17 protein-coding genes are annotated in these 15,884 nt (G+C 67.4%); 11 read left to right on the top strand and 6 right to left on the bottom strand.

What is annotated here, in order from left to right; all coding sequences use genetic code 11:
* Window positions 1-4: 4 nt before the first annotated feature.
* Window positions 5-1,072, top strand: a complete 1,068-nt coding sequence (locus A5681_RS18680; protein ID WP_067278271.1) for a dihydrodipicolinate reductase — start codon at window positions 5-7, stop codon at window positions 1,070-1,072.
* Entirely contained in the window at window positions 1,069-1,698 is a 630-nt protein-coding gene (locus A5681_RS18675; protein ID WP_082968427.1) for a cutinase family protein, read from the top strand. Before A5681_RS18680 ends, A5681_RS18675 begins: the two co-directional genes overlap by 4 nt.
* Here A5681_RS18675 and A5681_RS18670 read toward each other — a convergent pair.
* On the bottom strand, window positions 1,693-2,967 hold the full coding sequence (locus A5681_RS18670; protein ID WP_067278312.1) for a serine hydrolase domain-containing protein: 1,275 nt from the start codon (window positions 2,965-2,967) through the stop codon (window positions 1,693-1,695). The two genes, A5681_RS18675 and A5681_RS18670, sit on opposite strands and share 6 nt — an antisense overlap.
* A gap of 70 nt (window positions 2,968-3,037) precedes the next feature.
* Entirely contained in the window at window positions 3,038-3,190 is a 153-nt protein-coding gene (locus tag A5681_RS27510; protein ID WP_197498646.1) for a hypothetical protein, read from the bottom strand.
* 59 nt (window positions 3,191-3,249) lie between these two features.
* Here A5681_RS27510 and A5681_RS18665 point away from each other — a divergent pair, with 59 nt between their 5' ends.
* The 4 genes from A5681_RS18665 (at window position 3,250) to A5681_RS18650 (ending at window position 6,407) form a co-directional block, all read left to right on the top strand.
* Window positions 3,250-3,423, top strand: a complete 174-nt coding sequence (locus tag A5681_RS18665) for a CsbD family protein (protein WP_055403166.1) — start codon at window positions 3,250-3,252, stop codon at window positions 3,421-3,423.
* A gap of 14 nt (window positions 3,424-3,437) precedes the next feature.
* Window positions 3,438-4,130, top strand: a complete 693-nt coding sequence (locus tag A5681_RS18660; RefSeq protein ID WP_156738053.1) for a cutinase family protein — start codon at window positions 3,438-3,440, stop codon at window positions 4,128-4,130.
* 27 nt (window positions 4,131-4,157) lie between these two features.
* The gene (locus tag A5681_RS18655; protein WP_067278265.1) at window positions 4,158-5,144 is read left to right on the top strand and encodes an NAD-dependent epimerase/dehydratase family protein; all 987 of its coding nucleotides are present in this window, start codon (window positions 4,158-4,160) and stop codon (window positions 5,142-5,144) included.
* Between the two features lie 99 nt (window positions 5,145-5,243).
* Complete coding sequence (locus A5681_RS18650) at window positions 5,244-6,407, top strand: zinc-binding dehydrogenase (RefSeq protein ID WP_067278261.1); 1,164 nt, start codon at window positions 5,244-5,246, stop codon at window positions 6,405-6,407.
* On the opposite strand, the gene A5681_RS18645 is transcribed toward A5681_RS18650, so the two are convergent.
* The gene (locus tag A5681_RS18645) at window positions 6,391-6,777 is read right to left on the bottom strand and encodes a PPOX class F420-dependent oxidoreductase (protein WP_067278258.1); all 387 of its coding nucleotides are present in this window, start codon (window positions 6,775-6,777) and stop codon (window positions 6,391-6,393) included. The two genes, A5681_RS18650 and A5681_RS18645, sit on opposite strands and share 17 nt — an antisense overlap.
* A gap of 142 nt (window positions 6,778-6,919) precedes the next feature.
* Between A5681_RS18645 and A5681_RS18640 the strand changes: the two genes are divergently transcribed.
* Window positions 6,920-7,504: a TetR/AcrR family transcriptional regulator gene (locus tag A5681_RS18640; RefSeq protein ID WP_067278254.1), complete on the top strand. Its 585-nt coding sequence runs from the start codon at window positions 6,920-6,922 to the stop codon at window positions 7,502-7,504.
* Window positions 7,505-7,510: 6 nt separating this feature from the next.
* Here A5681_RS18640 and A5681_RS18635 read toward each other — a convergent pair whose 3' ends face one another.
* Entirely contained in the window at window positions 7,511-8,713 is a 1,203-nt protein-coding gene (locus tag A5681_RS18635) for a cytochrome P450 (protein WP_067278252.1), read from the bottom strand.
* Window positions 8,714-8,812: 99 nt separating this feature from the next.
* Window positions 8,813-9,394, bottom strand: coding sequence for a TetR/AcrR family transcriptional regulator (locus A5681_RS18630; protein WP_067278250.1), 582 nt, complete (start codon window positions 9,392-9,394; stop codon window positions 8,813-8,815).
* 88 nt (window positions 9,395-9,482) lie between these two features.
* On the opposite strand from A5681_RS18630, the gene A5681_RS18625 reads away from it, so the two are divergent.
* The 4 genes from A5681_RS18625 (at window position 9,483) to A5681_RS18610 (ending at window position 13,066) form a co-directional block, all read left to right on the top strand.
* Window positions 9,483-10,022, top strand: a complete 540-nt coding sequence (locus A5681_RS18625; protein ID WP_067278248.1) for a PaaI family thioesterase — start codon at window positions 9,483-9,485, stop codon at window positions 10,020-10,022.
* A 61-nt stretch (window positions 10,023-10,083) separates the two neighbouring features.
* Entirely contained in the window at window positions 10,084-10,848 is a 765-nt protein-coding gene (locus A5681_RS18620; protein ID WP_067278246.1) for an SDR family oxidoreductase, read from the top strand.
* 146 nt (window positions 10,849-10,994) lie between these two features.
* A complete protein-coding gene (locus A5681_RS18615) occupies window positions 10,995-12,311 on the top strand; it encodes a diaminopimelate decarboxylase family protein (protein WP_067278243.1) in 1,317 nt (438 codons plus the stop codon).
* A complete protein-coding gene (locus A5681_RS18610) occupies window positions 12,308-13,066 on the top strand; it encodes a rhomboid-like protein (protein WP_067278240.1) in 759 nt (252 codons plus the stop codon). Before A5681_RS18615 ends, A5681_RS18610 begins: the two co-directional genes overlap by 4 nt.
* 3 nt (window positions 13,067-13,069) lie before the next feature.
* Here the strand turns inward: A5681_RS18610 and A5681_RS18605 are convergent, their stop codons facing one another.
* Entirely contained in the window at window positions 13,070-15,091 is a 2,022-nt protein-coding gene (locus A5681_RS18605) for a glycoside hydrolase family 172 protein (RefSeq protein ID WP_082968426.1), read from the bottom strand.
* Window positions 15,092-15,884: the final 793 nt, after the last annotated feature.

Below are 15,884 nucleotides of genomic sequence, written 5' to 3'. Positions count from 1 at the left end.
GCGAGTGCCAAACACCTATCGCGTGGTTCAGTGGAACACCGGCAATGTCGGCAAGAGCTCGCTGAAGTCGATAGTCACCAATCCCCTCCTGGAGCTGGTGGGCTGCTACGCCTGGTCGGCCGAGAAGGTCGGCCGCGATGCCGGTGACCTCGTCGGCATCCCTCCGGTGGGCGTCGCCGCCACCAATGACGTCGAAGAGCTGCTCGCGCTCAAACCAGACTGCGTCGTCTACAACCCGATGTGGATCGATGTCGACGAGCTGGTTCGCATCCTGTCGGCCGGCGTCAACGTGGTGACGACGGCGTCGTTCATCACCGGGCACAACCTCGGCAATGGCCGCGAGAAGATCTCGGCGGCCTGCGAGAAGGGCGGCTCGACCATCTTCGGGTCCGGAGTCAGCCCCGGTTTCGCCGAGCTGTTGGCCATCGTGTCGGCCATGGTGTGCAACCGGATCGACAAGGTCACGGTCAACGAGGCCGCCGACACCACCTTCTACGACTCACCGGAGACCGAGAAGCCGGTGGGCTTCGGCCAGCCGATCGACCATCCGGAGCTGCAGGCGATGGCGGCGAAGGGGACGGCCATCTTCGGCGAGGCCGTCCGGTTGGTGGGCGACGCGCTCGGCGTCGAACTCGACGAGGTGAAATGCGTGGCCGAGTTCGCCCAGACCACCGCGGACCTCGAGATGGCATCGTGGACGATCCCCGCGGGATGCGTTGCGGGCGTCTACATCAGCTGGCAGGGCATCGTCGGCGACACCACGTTGATCGACCTCAACGTGCGGTGGCGCAAGGGGCAGACGCTCGAACCCGACTGGAAGATCGAACAGGACGGCTGGGTCATCCAGATCGACGGACAGCCGACGGTGACCACCAAGGTGGGCTTCCTGCCGCCGCCCTACTTTGCGGCCACGACGCTCGAGGAATTCATGGACCTCGGCCACATCATGACCGCGATGCCCGCGATCAACGCGATCCCGGCCGTCGTTGCCGCGGCGCCCGGCATCGTCACCTACGCCGACCTTCCGCTGACACTGCCGCGCGGCAACGCCTATGTCAGCATGGAGCGGTGATCGCGAGGCGCGTCGTCGTTGGCGTTGTGGCGCTGGTGAGTTCGGCGGCCTTGGGGGAGCCGAACCTGCCGCCCGCCGAGGCCGATCCGTGCCCGGCCGTGGAGGTGGTGTTCGCCCGCGGCACCGGTCAGTCCGCCGGTGTCGGCCAGGTGGGCCAGGCGTTCATCGACTCCCTGGGTGCGCAGCTCGCCGGGCGCTCGATGGGCGTCTACGCGGTGAACTACCCGGCGACAACGGCTTTCGCGACGAGCGCCCAAGCCGGTGCCGACGACACCGTCGCGCACGTGCAGGACATGATCACCCGGTGCCCCAACACGCGGTTGGTGCTCGGCGGGTTTTCTCAGGGCGCGGGTGTCATGGACCTGGCCACCAAGGCCCTGCCGCCGCAGGCGGCCGACCACGTTGCCGCGATCGCCGTGTTCGGCAATCCGACCTCCCCGCTGGCCGGGACCCTCGCCGGCACCGTCTTCCCGCCGATCGGACCGCCGTACAGCGCCAAGACCATCGACGAGTGCGCCGACGGTGACCCGGCGTGTTCGGGCGGTGGCAACGTGCTGGCGCACGGCTCGTATGTCCAGTCGGGCATGACGGCGCAAGCCGCGAACTTCGTCGCCGCCCGGCTATAGGGCCGCCTTGCGCCGGGCCGGCTTGGCGTAGGTGGCACCCAGCTGCGGCACCGGCAGCGGACCCTGGTCGCGGGCGGCCAGGATGGCATTGCGTAACGGGCGGGCAAGTCCCGCAAAGGATCCCATGTCGAACAGCAGCGGCGTGAGCAATCGGTTGTGGACGAAGCCGAACGAGCTGCCCGCCTCCGGGTCGGCCCAGCCGAGCGTTCCCCCGAGCCCGACATGGCCGAAGCCCCGCAGCAGCCCCGGCACCGGCGTTTCGTGGTAGCCGAGGTGAAATGGCATGGGCACCACCATGTTCGCGTCGGGCCACTTCCGCCGGGCCTGCCCCGCCAGGCCGCGCGCCAGCTCCTCGGACAGATATTTCTTGCCGTCGATGCGGCCGTCGTTCGCCAGCACGGCATACATCTTCGCCAGCCCACGGCCGGTCACCACGCCGTTGGCGCCGGGCACCTCACCGTCGAGGAAGGGGGTGTCGCCTTTGATGAGGGACACGACGCCCGGGAAGTACATCGCGCCCAGGGCGCCGGAGAAGGGGAGGCCGGCCATTTTGGGGGCGATGAAGTTGAACACCGGGGCGCGCAGCCTGCCCTGCGGGATCAAGATCTCGGCGGCCTTGGTCGGCGAGCCTTCCGGGGGCCGGCCGAGGTGCAAGCCGTCGGTGTTGAGGGGGCGCGCGACCTCCTGGCGGATCAGCTCCCGCATGCCCTTGCCGGTCACCGACCTGGCGAGGCCGGACAGCAGCCAGCCGTACGTCAAGGCGTGATAGGCCTGCACGCCTCGCAGGTGGTCGACGGGCGCGGCGGCGAGGCGCTCCTCCATCAGGGCGTGGTCCATCAACTGGGCCTTGGTGACCCCGCGCAGATGCGACAACCCGGAACGGTGCCGCAACACGTCCCGCACCGTGATCTCGGCCTTGCCGTTGGCGGCGAACTCGGGCCAATATCGCGCGACGGGCTCGTCGTAGGACAGCAGGCCGCGGTCGGCCAGCCGGTGGATCACCGTCGACGCGACACCCTTGGTCGCCGAGAACACCATCGCGCCGGTGTCGGCGGTCCAGCGCTGCGTGCCGGCCCGGTCCGACCACCCGGTCCAGACGTCCACGACGGGCACACCGTCGATGTAGACGCTCAGCGCACCGCCACCGAACCGGCGGCCGGGGAACAGCTGGGCGAACAATCTCACGACATTGGCGAAATGGGGATCGGCCGCGCCGGACACACCGCGCGGCAGGCCGTCGTCGGTGACCAGAAGCACTGACGGTTTCACGGTGCCGCGCCGCCCCGCTACCACGAGGACGAAGCTATCAGTCACCCGAGGGCGACGGTCGACCTTTGCGCTAGCTAATCCCGTCCGGCGGCTCGGGGCCGCGTGGGGGCGGCCCCGGCGAATCCCGCAAATACCGCCGCAACCGGAGCAGCTGGTTGACCACCATGCCGATGCCGAGGAGCATCAACCCCACGACTACTGCCACCACGATTGCGGCGCTCACCACTCCATGATGGCAGGGCGGGGTTTCAACGTGTGCCAATGCGGGGTAGCCACAGCGGCATGAGTAACGAGGACAAGTTGAAGAACAAGATCGAGGACCTGGGCGGCCGCGCCAAGGAGGCCATCGGCAAGGCGACCGGCGACCATGAAACCCGGGATGAGGGCAGGGCGGACCAGGCGAAGTCCAGCTTGAAGGACGCCGGTGAAAAGGTGAAAGACGCGTTCAAGAAGTGAGCAGGCGCTCCGGGCTGCGCCGGCTGTCGGTGCTCGTCGGACTGGCGACATTGGCGGCCGGCGCCCTGGTTTCCAGCGCGCCCACTCCGCTGGCGTCCGCGGACCCGTCGTGTCCCGACGTGGAGGTGGTCTTCGCCCGCGGGTCGGGTGAGCCGCCCGGCGTCGGCGGCATCGGTGGCTCGTTCGTGGACGCGCTGCGGTCGCAGATCGGCTCCCGATCGCTGGGCGTATACGCGGTCAACTACCCCGCCAGCACCGACTTTTCGAATCCGAACTTCCCGCAGACGGTCGTCGACGGCATCCGTGACGCCAGCTCGCACGTCGAGGCCACGGCCAAGAACTGCCCCAACACACGCGAGGTCCTCGGTGGATACTCGCAAGGCGCCGCCCTGGCCGGTTACGTCACGTCGGCGGCCATCCCGGCGGGCGTGCCCGCGTCCGCGGTGCCGCCGCCCATGCCGGCAGACGTCGCCAACCACGTCGCGGCGGTCACCCTGTTCGGGACGCCGTCCGGCGACTTCCTGCAGAAGTACCACGCCCCGCCGCTCGCCATCGGCCCGCTTTATCAGCCGAAGACGCTCGAGCTCTGCGCCCAGGGCGACCCGATCTGCGGCAGCGCCGGCGGCGACGGCTTCGCAGCGCACACCTCCTACGGGATGAACGGCATGACGAGTCAAGCCGCCAACTTCGCCTCCAGTCATCTGTAGGCCACCCGGCCCTGCAAAGATTCCAGCATGCGCGTTCTGATCACAGGTGGTACGGGATTCGTCGGCGGCTGGACGGCCAAGGCGATCGCCGACGCGGGCCACGACATCCGGTTCCTGGTGCGCAACCCCGCCAAGCTCGAGACGTCGGTGGCGAAGCTGGGCGTCGACGTGTCGGATTTTGCCGTCGCCGACATCACGGATCGCATGGCGGTGCGCAAGGCGCTGGACGGCTGCGAAGCCGTCGTGCACAGCGCGGCCCTGGTCGCCACCGACCCCCGCCAGACGGCGCAGATGCTCGCCACCAATATGCAGGGCGCCCAAAACGTGCTCGGCCAGTCGGTCGAGCTGGGCCTGGACCCCATCGTCCACGTGTCGAGCTTCACTGCGTTGTTCCATCCGAGCCTGGAGACGTTGACCGCGGACCTGCCCGTGGTCGGCGGAGCCGACGGATACGGGACGTCCAAGGCGCAGGTCGAGATTTATGCCCGCGGTCTGCAGGACGCCGGTGCGCCGGTGAACATCACCTACCCCGGCATGGTGCTCGGCCCCCCGGTCGGCGATCAGTTCGGTGAGGCGGGCGAGGGCGTGAGAGCGGCCGTGCAGATGCACGCGATCCCGGGGCGAAGCGCCGCGTGGCTGATCGTCGACGTCCGCGATCTGGCCGCGTTGCACGCGGCGCTGATGGAGCCCGGGCGCGGGCCGCGCCGCTACACCGCCGGTGGCCACCGGGTGCCGGCTGCCGAGCTGGCGACCCTGCTCGGCGAGGTGGCCGGCACACCCATGGTCTCCGTGCCGATCCCCGACAGCGCGCTGCGCGTGGCCGGGGCGGTGCTCGATCGGGCCAATCGATTTCTGCCGTTCGAAACGCCGTTCACGTGGGCCGGCATGCAGTACTACACGCAGATGCCGGCGTCCGACGATTCGCCCAGCGAACGCGAGCTCGGCATCAAATATCGCGATCCGCAGGAGACGGTGGCGGACACGCTGGAGGCGTACCGCGCCGCCGGTGGCTGAGCTCAGAGCCGAGGGACCAACGACTGCCGTAACGACGTCGACAACGCTGCGTCGCGCGATGCTTGCGGCGGGCCGGCGACCGTGTAGGAGGATCGACAGATGAAGAGCGTGTCGTGCACCAACGCGAACCTCGAAGTCATCGACACCCCGACGCCGACCCCCGCCAAGGGGCAGTTATTGCTCGAGGTGCTCAGGTGTGGCATCTGCGGATCCGATCTGCACGCCCGCCGCCACTGCGACGAGCTCGCCGACGTGATGGCCGAATCCGGGTACGACGCGTTCATGCGCTCGGATCAGCAAGTCGTGTTCGGCCATGAATTCTGCGGCGAGGTCCTCGATTACGGCCCCGGCACCCGCAAGGCACCACGACCGGGCACCCGGGTCGTCGCCCTGCCGCTGCTGCGGCGCGGCAAGGAGGTGCACGGGATCGGACTCTCGACGATGGCGCCCGGCGCCTACGCCGAACAGTTGCTCGTCGAGCAGTCGTTGACGTTCGCCGTCCCCAATGGGTTGTCCCCCGACGTCGCCGCGCTCACCGAGCCGATGGCCGTCGGGTGGCACGCCGTTCGGCGCGGTGAGGTGGGCAAGGGCGACGTCGCGATCGTCATCGGTTGCGGGCCAATCGGTCTCGCGGTGATATGCATGCTGAAGGCACACGGGGTGCGCACCGTGATCGCGAGCGACTTCTCCCCCGGCCGACGGGCCCTGGCCACGGCCTGCGGGGCAGATATCGTCGTCGACCCCGCGCAGGACTCGCCCTATGAGACCGACGCGGGACGCAAACACCTGCACGGAATCCTGGAGGCGTTCGACCTCGCGGTCGGGACGATCGAAAAGCTTCACCGGTTGCGGCTGCCGTGGTGGCATTTCTGGCGCGCCGCCGAGGCCGCCGGCGCCACGACGCCCAAGCATCCCGTCATCTTCGAATGCGTCGGCGTGCCCGGCATCATCGATAGCATCATCGCCGGCGCGCCGCTGTTCTCCCGCGTCGTCGTTGTCGGCGTCTGCATGGGTGCCGACCACATCCGTCCGGCGATGGCGATCAACAAAGAGATCGACCTGCGGTTCGTGCTCGGCTACACGCCGCTCGAATTCCGCGACACCCTGCATATGCTCGCCGACGGCAAGGTCGACGTCGCACCGCTGATCACCGGCTCGGTCGGGCTGGCCGGCGTCGAAGCCGCATTCGATGCCCTCGGCGATCCCGAGGCGCACGCGAAGATCCTGATCAATCCGAAGAGCGACGCTACGCGGCCGGTCTGATTTCCAGGCCGACATGCACCTTGTCGATGCCGCCCCGCACGATCGAATGGGCATAGAACCACCAGGCGTGATACCAATACCGCCTCAGCACGGCGTTGTAGACGCGCCGCGTCTCGGACTTCGGCAGCACCCGGGCGATTCCCTCGACCTCTTCACTCTTGGGTTTGCCCAGTGCGGCGCTCTTGGCGATGGTCACCCGGGGCGTGTTGTTGATCCGCTTGGTTTTCCACGACCCGTCGTCCGTGATCACCAACAATTTGTCACCGTCTGGGACACCCCAGATCGGTGTGGGCTTGGGGCGGCCGTCCTTGGTGAACGTCGTCAGCAGCAGGTACTTCGATTGGATGACGTCGGCGAAAGTGGGAGGCACGGCCTTCCTTCCGTTTCATGAATGTTGGCAACCAAGTTCCCCGACCACGCCACTTCCTAATCCTGCGTGACCGTCAGGCTAGACTTTTGGGCGATCGCCCAAGCGCCTGCCCCCTCCGGTCCGTCGACAGGAACACCACACCATGACCGCTTCCGAACGACCGAAGGCGCGGGATTCCACGACACGCGACATGCTGATCGACGCCACCATCCGGATCATGGTCGACGAGGGCTACGCCGCGGCCACCTCGCGCCGGGTGGCGGCCGAAGCCGGCGTCAAACCGGCCCTGGTGCACTACTACTTCCCCACCATGGACGAGCTCTACCTGAATGTCTTCCGGCGCGGCGCGGCCGCCTACCTGGAGCGCCAACAGCGGGCGCTCGCCTCCGACCGCCCCCTGCACGCCTTCTGGGACACGCTCATCGAGCCGAAGGACACCCGCCTGCTGCTGGAGTTCATGGGACTGGCCAACCACCGCAAGGAGATCCGGGCCGAGATCGCGGCCTGGTCGGACCGCTGGCGCGAAATGCAGACCACGGCGCTGAATTTCATCGTCTGCGAACACGAGCTGGACACCCGCGATTTCCCGCCCGCTGGCATCGCGGTCATCATCGCGGCGGTCGGTCGCATGCTGATCCTGGAGCAGGCACTGGGCGCCACGACCGGCCATTCCGAAGCCGTCGCACTGGTGAACCGGATCATCGACAGATTCGAGATGCCAGGTTAACTCGTTTCAGGGCAACACGACTCGTAACCGCTCCCAGCCACGCACGGTCGACGTCGATGCCAATTGCGCGGTGTCGTAGTCGATGCCCCATTCGGGCCAGCGGTTGAGGATCTCGTCGAGCGCCACGCGGCCCTCGAGGCGGGCCAGGTTGGCGCCAAGGCAGTAGTGCACGCCCTTCCCGAACGTGATGTGCGAGATGTTGTCCCGGCGGATGTCGTAGGTGTCGGGATCGGTGTAGCGACGGTGATCGCGATTGGCCGCGCCGAACAGCAGCAGCATGGCGCTACCGGCCGGAACCGTCGTGCCGTAACACTCGAAATCCCTGGCCATCCACCGCGCGACGTGCGGGCCCGTCGGTTCGAATCGCAGCGTCTCGTCGACGGTGCGAGTCAACAGCGACCTGTCCTCGTAGACCGCGCGCCGCTGGTCGGGATGCTCGGCGAGCACCTTGGCCAGCCAGCCGATCAGCCGACCGGTGGTCTCGTTGCCCGCACCGGCGACCACCTGGGTGTAATGCAGCACCTCCTTGCGCGTCAGCTTGCGGTGCACGCCGTGCTCGTCGTCGAACTCGACGTTGAGTAGCGTCGTCATCAGGTCATCCGAGGGATGCTTGGAGCGCCATTCGACATAGTCGGCGTAGATCCGGCCGTCGGCGATGGAGTCGGCGTCGGCGACCTTCAACGGGGCGCCCGGCTTGGTTCGCAGGTTGGCGTCGTTCGCGTCGCGCACCGAGACCTGTTCGGACTCCGGGATTCCCAGCAGCATCCCGATCACCCGCATCGGCATCATCGAGGCCAGCTCCGCGATGATGTCGAAGCTCCCCGACCCGACCAGCGGGTCCAGACACCGCACGCAGTATTGCCGGATCTGGTCTTCGAGCTCGGCCATCCGGCGGGGCGTGAACACCCGCGACATCAGGCCGCGCAGCCGCGTGTGTTCGGGCGGATCCTGAAACATCATGACGCCGCCGGGCATCTCGAATTTCGACTGGATGAGCTCGAGGATGTCGCTGCGCCTGTTGGAGAATGTCTCCCAGTTGGCAAGCGCCCGCTCGACGTCGGAATGCCTTGAGAGCGCCCAGAAGTCGTAGCGCTCGTTGTGATAGATGGGCGCCTCTTCACGCAGCCGCGCATAGGTCGGATACGGGTTGGCATTGATGTTGACGTCGTAGGGGTCGTAGTAGACGTCGGTGTCGCTGGTGACGGTCATTCGTTCCTCTATTTCAGGCGGCTGCCGGCGTCCACGGCCTTTTGGGCGATCGCCCAAATTGTGGCGTACGCCTTGTCTAACAGCCTGAAGACTCCGCAGTCAAGACTTCAGCGCGGCGTCGATGAGCGTGGCGGCGGCCGCGCGCGCATGCACGACGGGCGCGGTGTCGTTCAGGGAGGTGGCCATCGCGGTGGCGCCCTCGAACAGCACGGCCAGTTGTCGGCCGAGCAGCTCCGGATCGGTGGCGCCGGCCTCGCGGGCGACGGCCACGAGACGCCCAGTGAAATCCAGCTTGTGGGCCCGCACGATCTCGTCCGTGCTGGCGAGCGATCCCGCCGACTCCACGGCGGCATTGTGGAACGGGCAGCCCCGCACGACGTCGCGGCGTGTCATCTCGAAGATGGCCAACAGCCTCTCGCGTGCGGGCAGCGCCTCATCCTGTAGGCGCCGCTCGTTGGGCGAGCCGCCGCGGGCGTCCACACCCCGCAGGTAGTTGTCCACCAGCTCGTTCTTGCTCGAGAAGTGTTGGTAGAGCGTGCGCTTGGACACATTAGCCTCTTGGGCGATCAGCTCGACACCGGTCGCGTGAATTCCGTTGCGGTAGAAGAGCTTCGCTGCGGCGCGCTCGATACGATCGCGCGCCCCGCGACCGCCCGGGGTGCGCGTCGCAGAGTCGACCATGTCGACCAATATACACCGATCGGTTTACAAAAGGCCGAAGTCGCGATACGTTGGCTGCACAAGTAAACCGATCAGTTTCTGAGGAACGATGACGACTTCCGAACAAGCCCATCCCGCGCCCACCGCACGTTGGGGCGAGGAGCAGTCGCGGGTGGTCACGTGGCGGGACCCCATCACCACGCAGACCAACGTCGCGTCGATGTCGGGGTTGGCGTACTGGCGTGCGGTGGCCGACGGGAGCTTGCCGCCGCCACCCATCGGGGAGCTGATTCCGATGCGCGTCGTCCAGGTCGACAAGGGCGCCATCACGTTCGTTTGCAGCCCGGACACGTCGACGTACAACCCGCTCGGAATCGTTCACGGAGGGGCCGTGTGCACACTGCTCGACACAGTGACCGGTTGCGCGTTGCATACGACCTTGCCCCAGGGCGTCGGGTACACGTCGGTCGAGATCAAGGTGAACTATCTCAAAGCGGTAACCGTCGCCAGCGGGCCGCTGCTGGCCGTCGGCACCGTCGTCAAGGCCGGCTCGCGGATCGGCTTCGCTGAAGGCAAGGTCACCGACTCGTCGGGAAACCTCGTCGCCACGGCGAGCAGCACCCTGCTGATCTTCGAGTCGCGGCGATGACACCGCCGATGGTGATGGTGGTCGTCTGTGACGACCTACCCCTAACAAAGGAGCGCACACCATGTTGTCCGTCTTGATCACAGGGGCAAGCCGCGGCATCGGCCGCGCCATCGCCAACGAGTTCGCGGGCCGCGGTCATCGCGTAGTCGCCACGGCCCGCGACCCGCAGACGCTCGCCGGTCTCGACGTCGACCGACGGCTGGCCCTTGACGTTACCGACGACTCGAGCGTCACCGCGGCTGTCGCCGCCGCCGGTGATCTCGACGTCGTCATCTCCAACGCCGGGGTGATCTTCTATGCGGCGGTCGAAGCGATTCCGCTGCCGGAACTGCGGCGGGTTCTCGACGTCAACACGGTCGGCGCGCTCCGGGTGGCTCAGGCGGTGCTCCCACAGATGCGCGAACGGGGCGACGGGAAGCTTATGTTCATGTCCAGCGTCGTCGGGCGCATCGTATTGCCACCCGGCGCAGCCTATGCCGCGACCAAGTGGGCGCTCGAAGCCCTCGTCGAGGCGCTAGCCATTGAGGTCGCGCCGCTGGGCGTCCAAGCCTGCCTGCTGGAGCCCGGCGCGGTGAGCTCCGGCGCGCTTGACGATGTGACCACTTATGCCCTGCCCGAGGACCCCTACGCCGCAATTCTCGCGGGCGGTGGGCCGCGGGCCGGGATGATCACCCCCGAACAGGTCGCCGACGAAGTTGCCGACGCCGCCGAGAAGCCGCAACTGCCGCTTCGTGTTCCGATCGGCGACGCCGCGCGGACGCTGCTGGCCGCCCGGCGTGCCGCATCCGACGACATCCCCTTCGTCCCGTCGCTGGGCCGGAGATGATGAGCGCGCGACCGCGATACTGTCCGCGAACGAGGTGATCGCCGCGATCGCGGCCTGTGTTCCAAATCTGTGAAGATTTGCCGCGCGGGTGTGAAGGCTTCGTTAAGAACGCGGCACGCGCCCGGCCGGACCGGCACCGTGGAGGCATGACGCTCTTCGAGCTGCTTCCGTCGCTGAGGCACGGGCTGAACCCGCACCTCGATCGGGCGATTTGGCCGCTGAGCGCCTACGTCGACGACCTGGGCCGGCTGTGCGTGGGCGACGTGGCGGCCGTCGACCTCGCCGCCGAGTTCGGCACGCCCACGTACGTGGTCGACGAGGAGGATTTTCGGGCCCGCATCCGCTGTTATCGCGCGACGCTGCCCGACGCCGAGCTGATCTACGCCGGCAAGGCGCTGTTGAGCGTCGACGTGGCCCGCTGGGCTGCCGACGAAGGGGCCGGCATCAATGTCGCCTCGGCCGGCGAGCTGGCGACCGCGCTGGCCGCCGACGTCCCGCCGTCACAGATCATTTTGGACGGGGTGATCACAGCGGCCGAACTCTGCGACGCGGTCGCGGCCGGCGTCGGACGGATCGTCGTCGATACGCCGAGCGAGGTCTCCCTCCTGGCGTGTCGCGTGCGACAGCGTCAGCGCGTGCTGGTGGGAGTCATCCCCGACGTAGGGGCGGTCGACCAGAAATTCGGCTTCGCGCTGGCAGGCGGGCAGGCGGCCGGCGCGCTGAGGCGTGTCCTGGACCAGCCGTGGCTGGATCTCGTCGGGTTGCACTGCCGACTCGGGTCACAGCTCACCGACGCCTCGGTCTACGGTGAGGCGATCCGCCAGATGATCGGCGTGATGGCCGAGGTCCGCGACCGCCACCAGGTCGTGGTCACCGAGCTCAATCTCGGCGGTGGGCATGCAGTCCCGTACCTTTCCGGCGATCCCGAACTCAACGTACGTGCGCTGGGAACCAGCATCGACGGCGCGCTGCAATCGGCTTGTGCCGAGCACGAATTCCCTCGCCCCCGAATCGTGATCGAGCCGGGCCGCGCCATCGCAGCGCGGGCCGGAATGATGCTTTGCCGGGTGATCGCCGTGAAACGCCAACCAGGAGGGCGCACCTTCGTCGCCGTGGACGGCGGCTCGAGTGACGTACCCGGCGCTGAGCGCCCCGACGTGAACTACACCGTGGCGCTGGCCAACCGGCACCGTCCGACCGCGACCGCGCCTGTCACCGTCGTCGGTCGGCACGGCGACGGTCGCGAACTCGCCCGCGACGTCGAGCTGCCCGTGGACATCCGCCCCGGGGACCTGCTGGCCGTCGCCTGCACCGGCGCCTATCAGCACTCGATGGTGCCGAGGCACAGCATGGTGGGCCGCCCGCCGCTGGTCGCGGTCTCCGGCGGCAAGCCTCGTGAACTGGTGCGCAGAGAAACCGTCGCCGACCTGCTCGCCCGCGACCGGGGTTGGAACGGTCAATGACGTTGTCCCGCACCGAGCTTCGCGCGCGCCCCGACCGCCTGCGCGTCACGGCGGCCTACGCCGTGTTGCTGCTCGCCGTCTCGGTCACCCTGTCGGCGCTGGGTGGGCACACCCGCGCCGCGGTGGTCAGGGAGATGAGCACCAACCTGCACAACCTGGCGCACGGCAACCTGGGCAGCTTGGTCGGTAGCGCGTTCGTCAGCGACGGCGGCGATGTCTATCTCTGGCTGCCCGGGCTGGTGTGCCTGCTGGCGCTCGGCGAACTCATTTGGCGTGGCCGGGGTTTACTGATCACCTTCGCCGTCGGCCACATCGGCGCCACGGTGATCGTCGCCGTCGGGCTGGTGGCCGCGGTGGAGACGGGATGGCAGCCCTTCTCGGTGGCGCGCGCCACCGACGTCGGGATCAGCTACGGCGCGGTGTGCGTGCTGGGCGCACTGACCGCATCGATACCGGCGCGCTGGCGACCGGCCTGGATCGGCTGGTGGCTCGGCATCGCGTTGGTGGCGACGCTCGACGCGGACTTCACCGCGTTCGGTCACGTTCTGGCGCTGCTCCTCGGCATGGGTTTGGCGTTCTGGTTGCCGTCGATCGAGCACTGGACGCCCGTGCACGCTGCCCTGCTGGTCGTCGGCGCCGCCTTCGGCTACTTCGTGTTGTCGGGGTGGTCGACGTCGGTGGCTCCCGTGGCCGGGTTGACGGGCGTGGCGGTCGCCTCGCTCCTGGCCGGTCGCGTGATGCGATCTACTGCCTGAGGGTCAACCGGTCACTGTTTCGAGCTGGTAGCGGCTCGCCGTCCAGGGTGGGGAGTCGGGCGCGGGCGTGAGGGTGATCGTGAGTTGCGCCTTACCGGCGGTCAGCGGTGGCGGCAAGAGATAGGTGTCGTCGAGCCAGCGATGAATGGCGTTGTTCCGCGGCTGCAACCAGGTTCCGCCGGGAACGCCGTCGACCGCGACACCAACACTCTGGAATCCGTTGGCTTGATCCGACGTGCGGCGCAACAGGATGCCGCGGTTATTCGGGTCGGTTTCGACGTGGAATGTGATCGCGCCGGTGGCGGCGCGCACCGACCCGATGACCGGGCGGGTGTCTTCGCTGCCTTCGTATTCGCTGACCAGTAGTTGATCGGTGGCATCGGCGTCGGTGTAGTCGTGGAGCAGGCGGCTGACCGGATCGCTGGGCTGGACATCGTCACCGGCGGTAAGCATGTCGTTGGGTTGGGTGTAGAGGAATGCGGTTGAGCTGTAGTCGGGTTGGACCATGTTCCGCTTGCCGTGTTCGATGCCGAAGCGGATCGCGGAGTGGTAGTCGACGGCGTCGGCGAGCATGAGCCGGTAGACGGCGACGCAGTAGTCCGCGCAACCACCGGCCGCCGTGCGTTGGTCGGGCTGACCCGTGAGCGGGTCGCTGAAGCGGGTGCCGTCTTTGAAATACCAGCCGCCCTCGTAGAGGTCCTCGGTGCCGGTGCCATACCACTGAGGTGAAGAGGCGCCGTCCGTGTACACGCGCTCCGCCCCTTCGAGGAAGTACGGGGCGGCGTCACTGAACGCGGTTTTAATGCGGGAACCGCGGATCGTGTGGCTGACGCCCACGAACTTGCCATGGCCCGGTTCGTCAGCGAACACCCAGTCCTGGCCGACGGTGGCCGGTGCGGCATGCGACCGGGCAGTGAAATAGCCGGCGCGTCCGTCCGCCAGCGCCGACTCCCATTGAGGGTCCGGGGCGGTCGCCACGTCGGTGCCGATGCCGGTCAGGGGCGCACCGGTGGTGTTCAGGAGCGTGAGGCGAGCCGAGCGGGCGAACGGCATCGGCCACCATGCGGACAGCGACAGCGAACCCCCGGGTTGCGGGATGGCGGCGAACATCAGCGACCGCACCGTCGTGACGCCCAATCCAGCACCGAAGAACTCCCCGAGCGGGGAGTCGACCATGGTCCGCCCGTCGAACTCCATCTGCAGCCGCAAGCCGCTCAAGAGTTGATCTGTCGGGTCGGGCAGTTGCAGTGTCAACGCCGCGATACTGCCCGGGCCCTTCGATTCCGCGATCGTCGCCGCGCCGCCGGCGGGAAGGTCGACGATCCGGTCGTCGTGGACCGCCGTGGCTGCCGACGGTTTGGGGTCGGCGGTGCCCGCTGCGCGCAGCGTGGCGAGCACGTCGAGAGCGCGGTCGGAGGGTGAGAAGGTGGTGACGCCTTCGCCGGTCGAGAACTGTCGATAGTCGACGTGGTAGTACTCGAGATGCGATGTGACGCTGATGCGCATCGACTCGCGGTAGGGCATCGGCACCTTGATATACACGCCGCCCGGCGACTGCGCCGCGTTGGCCACCAGCGGCCATTCGAACGGCGCCCCCAGCGCACCATCGACCACCGATTGCAAGGGAGCGTCCAACACTGTTCGGCCATCGAGTTCCACGCGGATGTTTCCGATCCGGGTCACCTTGCCGCCGTCGCGGGTGAACCAAATCGAATCCACCTCGCCGGCGCCGCGATCCTCCGCGACGACGCACCCGGCGCCGCCCGACGTCAAACATCCGCCGGTACCGTTGCGGTTTCCGGTGGAGAGGTCGAAATCACCACCGCTGCGGTCGAAGCTGGACAGCTGCAAAGCCTGCGTGTCGGTGCGCAGATAGGGCAACCGGTCCAGCCGGCGGTAGGTGTCCCATCCGACCAGGCGGTCGCCGGCTCCGCCGACCGGCTCGGCGCGCGCACCGGTTGCGACGGTGACGCCGGTCAGGGCAACCAACGCGAAGACCAACGCCACGCACCGCGAACGAGTCATCAGGAGAGCGGGCAAGCTTACTTTTCCCGGCCGGGTTGACCGGATTTGGAATCTTAGACCCGGGCGGCGCGAACGTGCCTTCGCGCGAAATGCATTCAAACTCTTCACAGTTCGAGAGCGAGGACCGGAATGGGCACGAGCGGATCCGCCGGCGCGGTCAATGATGGTCGTGGGCCCAGCTTACCGAGCACACCGGCATAACCGCAATGGGCATGCTGATATCGGGAGACTCGAACCAAGGCCGGAATCTACCGGCCAAACCCGTATGTCGGTTCCCCCGAACGCGTTCCACATCGCCCTGCATTGTTGAAAATGTAGGTCGGATCGTGCGCCGCTCCATATTATCGCCTCGCCCGGGCTTCCGGAGCGTTTCAAGAAATGAATGCAAAACGGACACCAACGATGCACCCATCCCCGCGAGATGCGAATCCGGGGCGGCCCACCACCTGGCTCAATCAGTTGACGTAGATTGTCGGAAATTTACTGAATGCCATGGCATTCCGCATTCCACTCACGTAATATAACGCTCCTCGGGCGTAACATTTCTCCTCAGGGGATGGAGTAGGTTCATGTCTCGTTTGAAGTACAAGGTTGCTCTCGGCCTCATCCTGGCGTTTACCGCTGCTGCAGCCTCTGGTTGCACGGTACCGGTGACCATCGATTGCGGTCCTGGTCTGACCTGCACGCCGTAGGAAGCTGACCGGCGGCCGTCGGGGATTGCGCTACTGGCACGTCTTACTCGGTACGGCCGACCATTCGGCCTATTGAGGGCACAGTTTGATGGCATGGGCGT

It is taken from the genome of Mycobacterium scrofulaceum, from assembly GCF_001667885.1.
Classification (GTDB): Bacteria; Actinomycetota; Actinomycetes; order Mycobacteriales; family Mycobacteriaceae; genus Mycobacterium; species Mycobacterium scrofulaceum_C.
The sequence above is the reverse complement of the archived record's forward strand: the minus strand, read 5'-3'. Positions and strand labels throughout refer to the sequence as shown.

What these genes read in the sequence shown, in the direction of transcription:
- A5681_RS18665 (WP_055403166.1), top strand. Translation starts at nt 3,250, where the DNA reads ATGAGTAACGAGGACAAGTTGAAGAACAAGATCGAGGACCTGGGCGGC.
- A5681_RS18655 (WP_067278265.1), top strand. Translation starts at nt 4,158, where the DNA reads ATGCGCGTTCTGATCACAGGTGGTACGGGATTCGTCGGCGGCTGGACG.
- A5681_RS18650 (WP_067278261.1), top strand. Translation starts at nt 5,244, where the DNA reads ATGAAGAGCGTGTCGTGCACCAACGCGAACCTCGAAGTCATCGACACC.
- A5681_RS18640 (WP_067278254.1), top strand. Translation starts at nt 6,920, where the DNA reads ATGACCGCTTCCGAACGACCGAAGGCGCGGGATTCCACGACACGCGAC.
- A5681_RS18635 (WP_067278252.1), bottom strand. Translation starts at nt 8,713, where the DNA reads ATGACCGTCACCAGCGACACCGACGTCTACTACGACCCCTACGACGTC.
- A5681_RS18630 (WP_067278250.1), bottom strand. Translation starts at nt 9,394, where the DNA reads ATGGTCGACTCTGCGACGCGCACCCCGGGCGGTCGCGGGGCGCGCGAT.
- A5681_RS18625 (WP_067278248.1), top strand. Translation starts at nt 9,483, where the DNA reads ATGACGACTTCCGAACAAGCCCATCCCGCGCCCACCGCACGTTGGGGC.
- A5681_RS18620 (WP_067278246.1), top strand. Translation starts at nt 10,084, where the DNA reads ATGTTGTCCGTCTTGATCACAGGGGCAAGCCGCGGCATCGGCCGCGCC.
- A5681_RS18615 (WP_067278243.1), top strand. Translation starts at nt 10,995, where the DNA reads ATGACGCTCTTCGAGCTGCTTCCGTCGCTGAGGCACGGGCTGAACCCG.
- A5681_RS18610 (WP_067278240.1), top strand. Translation starts at nt 12,308, where the DNA reads ATGACGTTGTCCCGCACCGAGCTTCGCGCGCGCCCCGACCGCCTGCGC.
- A5681_RS18605 (WP_082968426.1), bottom strand. Translation starts at nt 15,091, where the DNA reads ATGACTCGTTCGCGGTGCGTGGCGTTGGTCTTCGCGTTGGTTGCCCTG.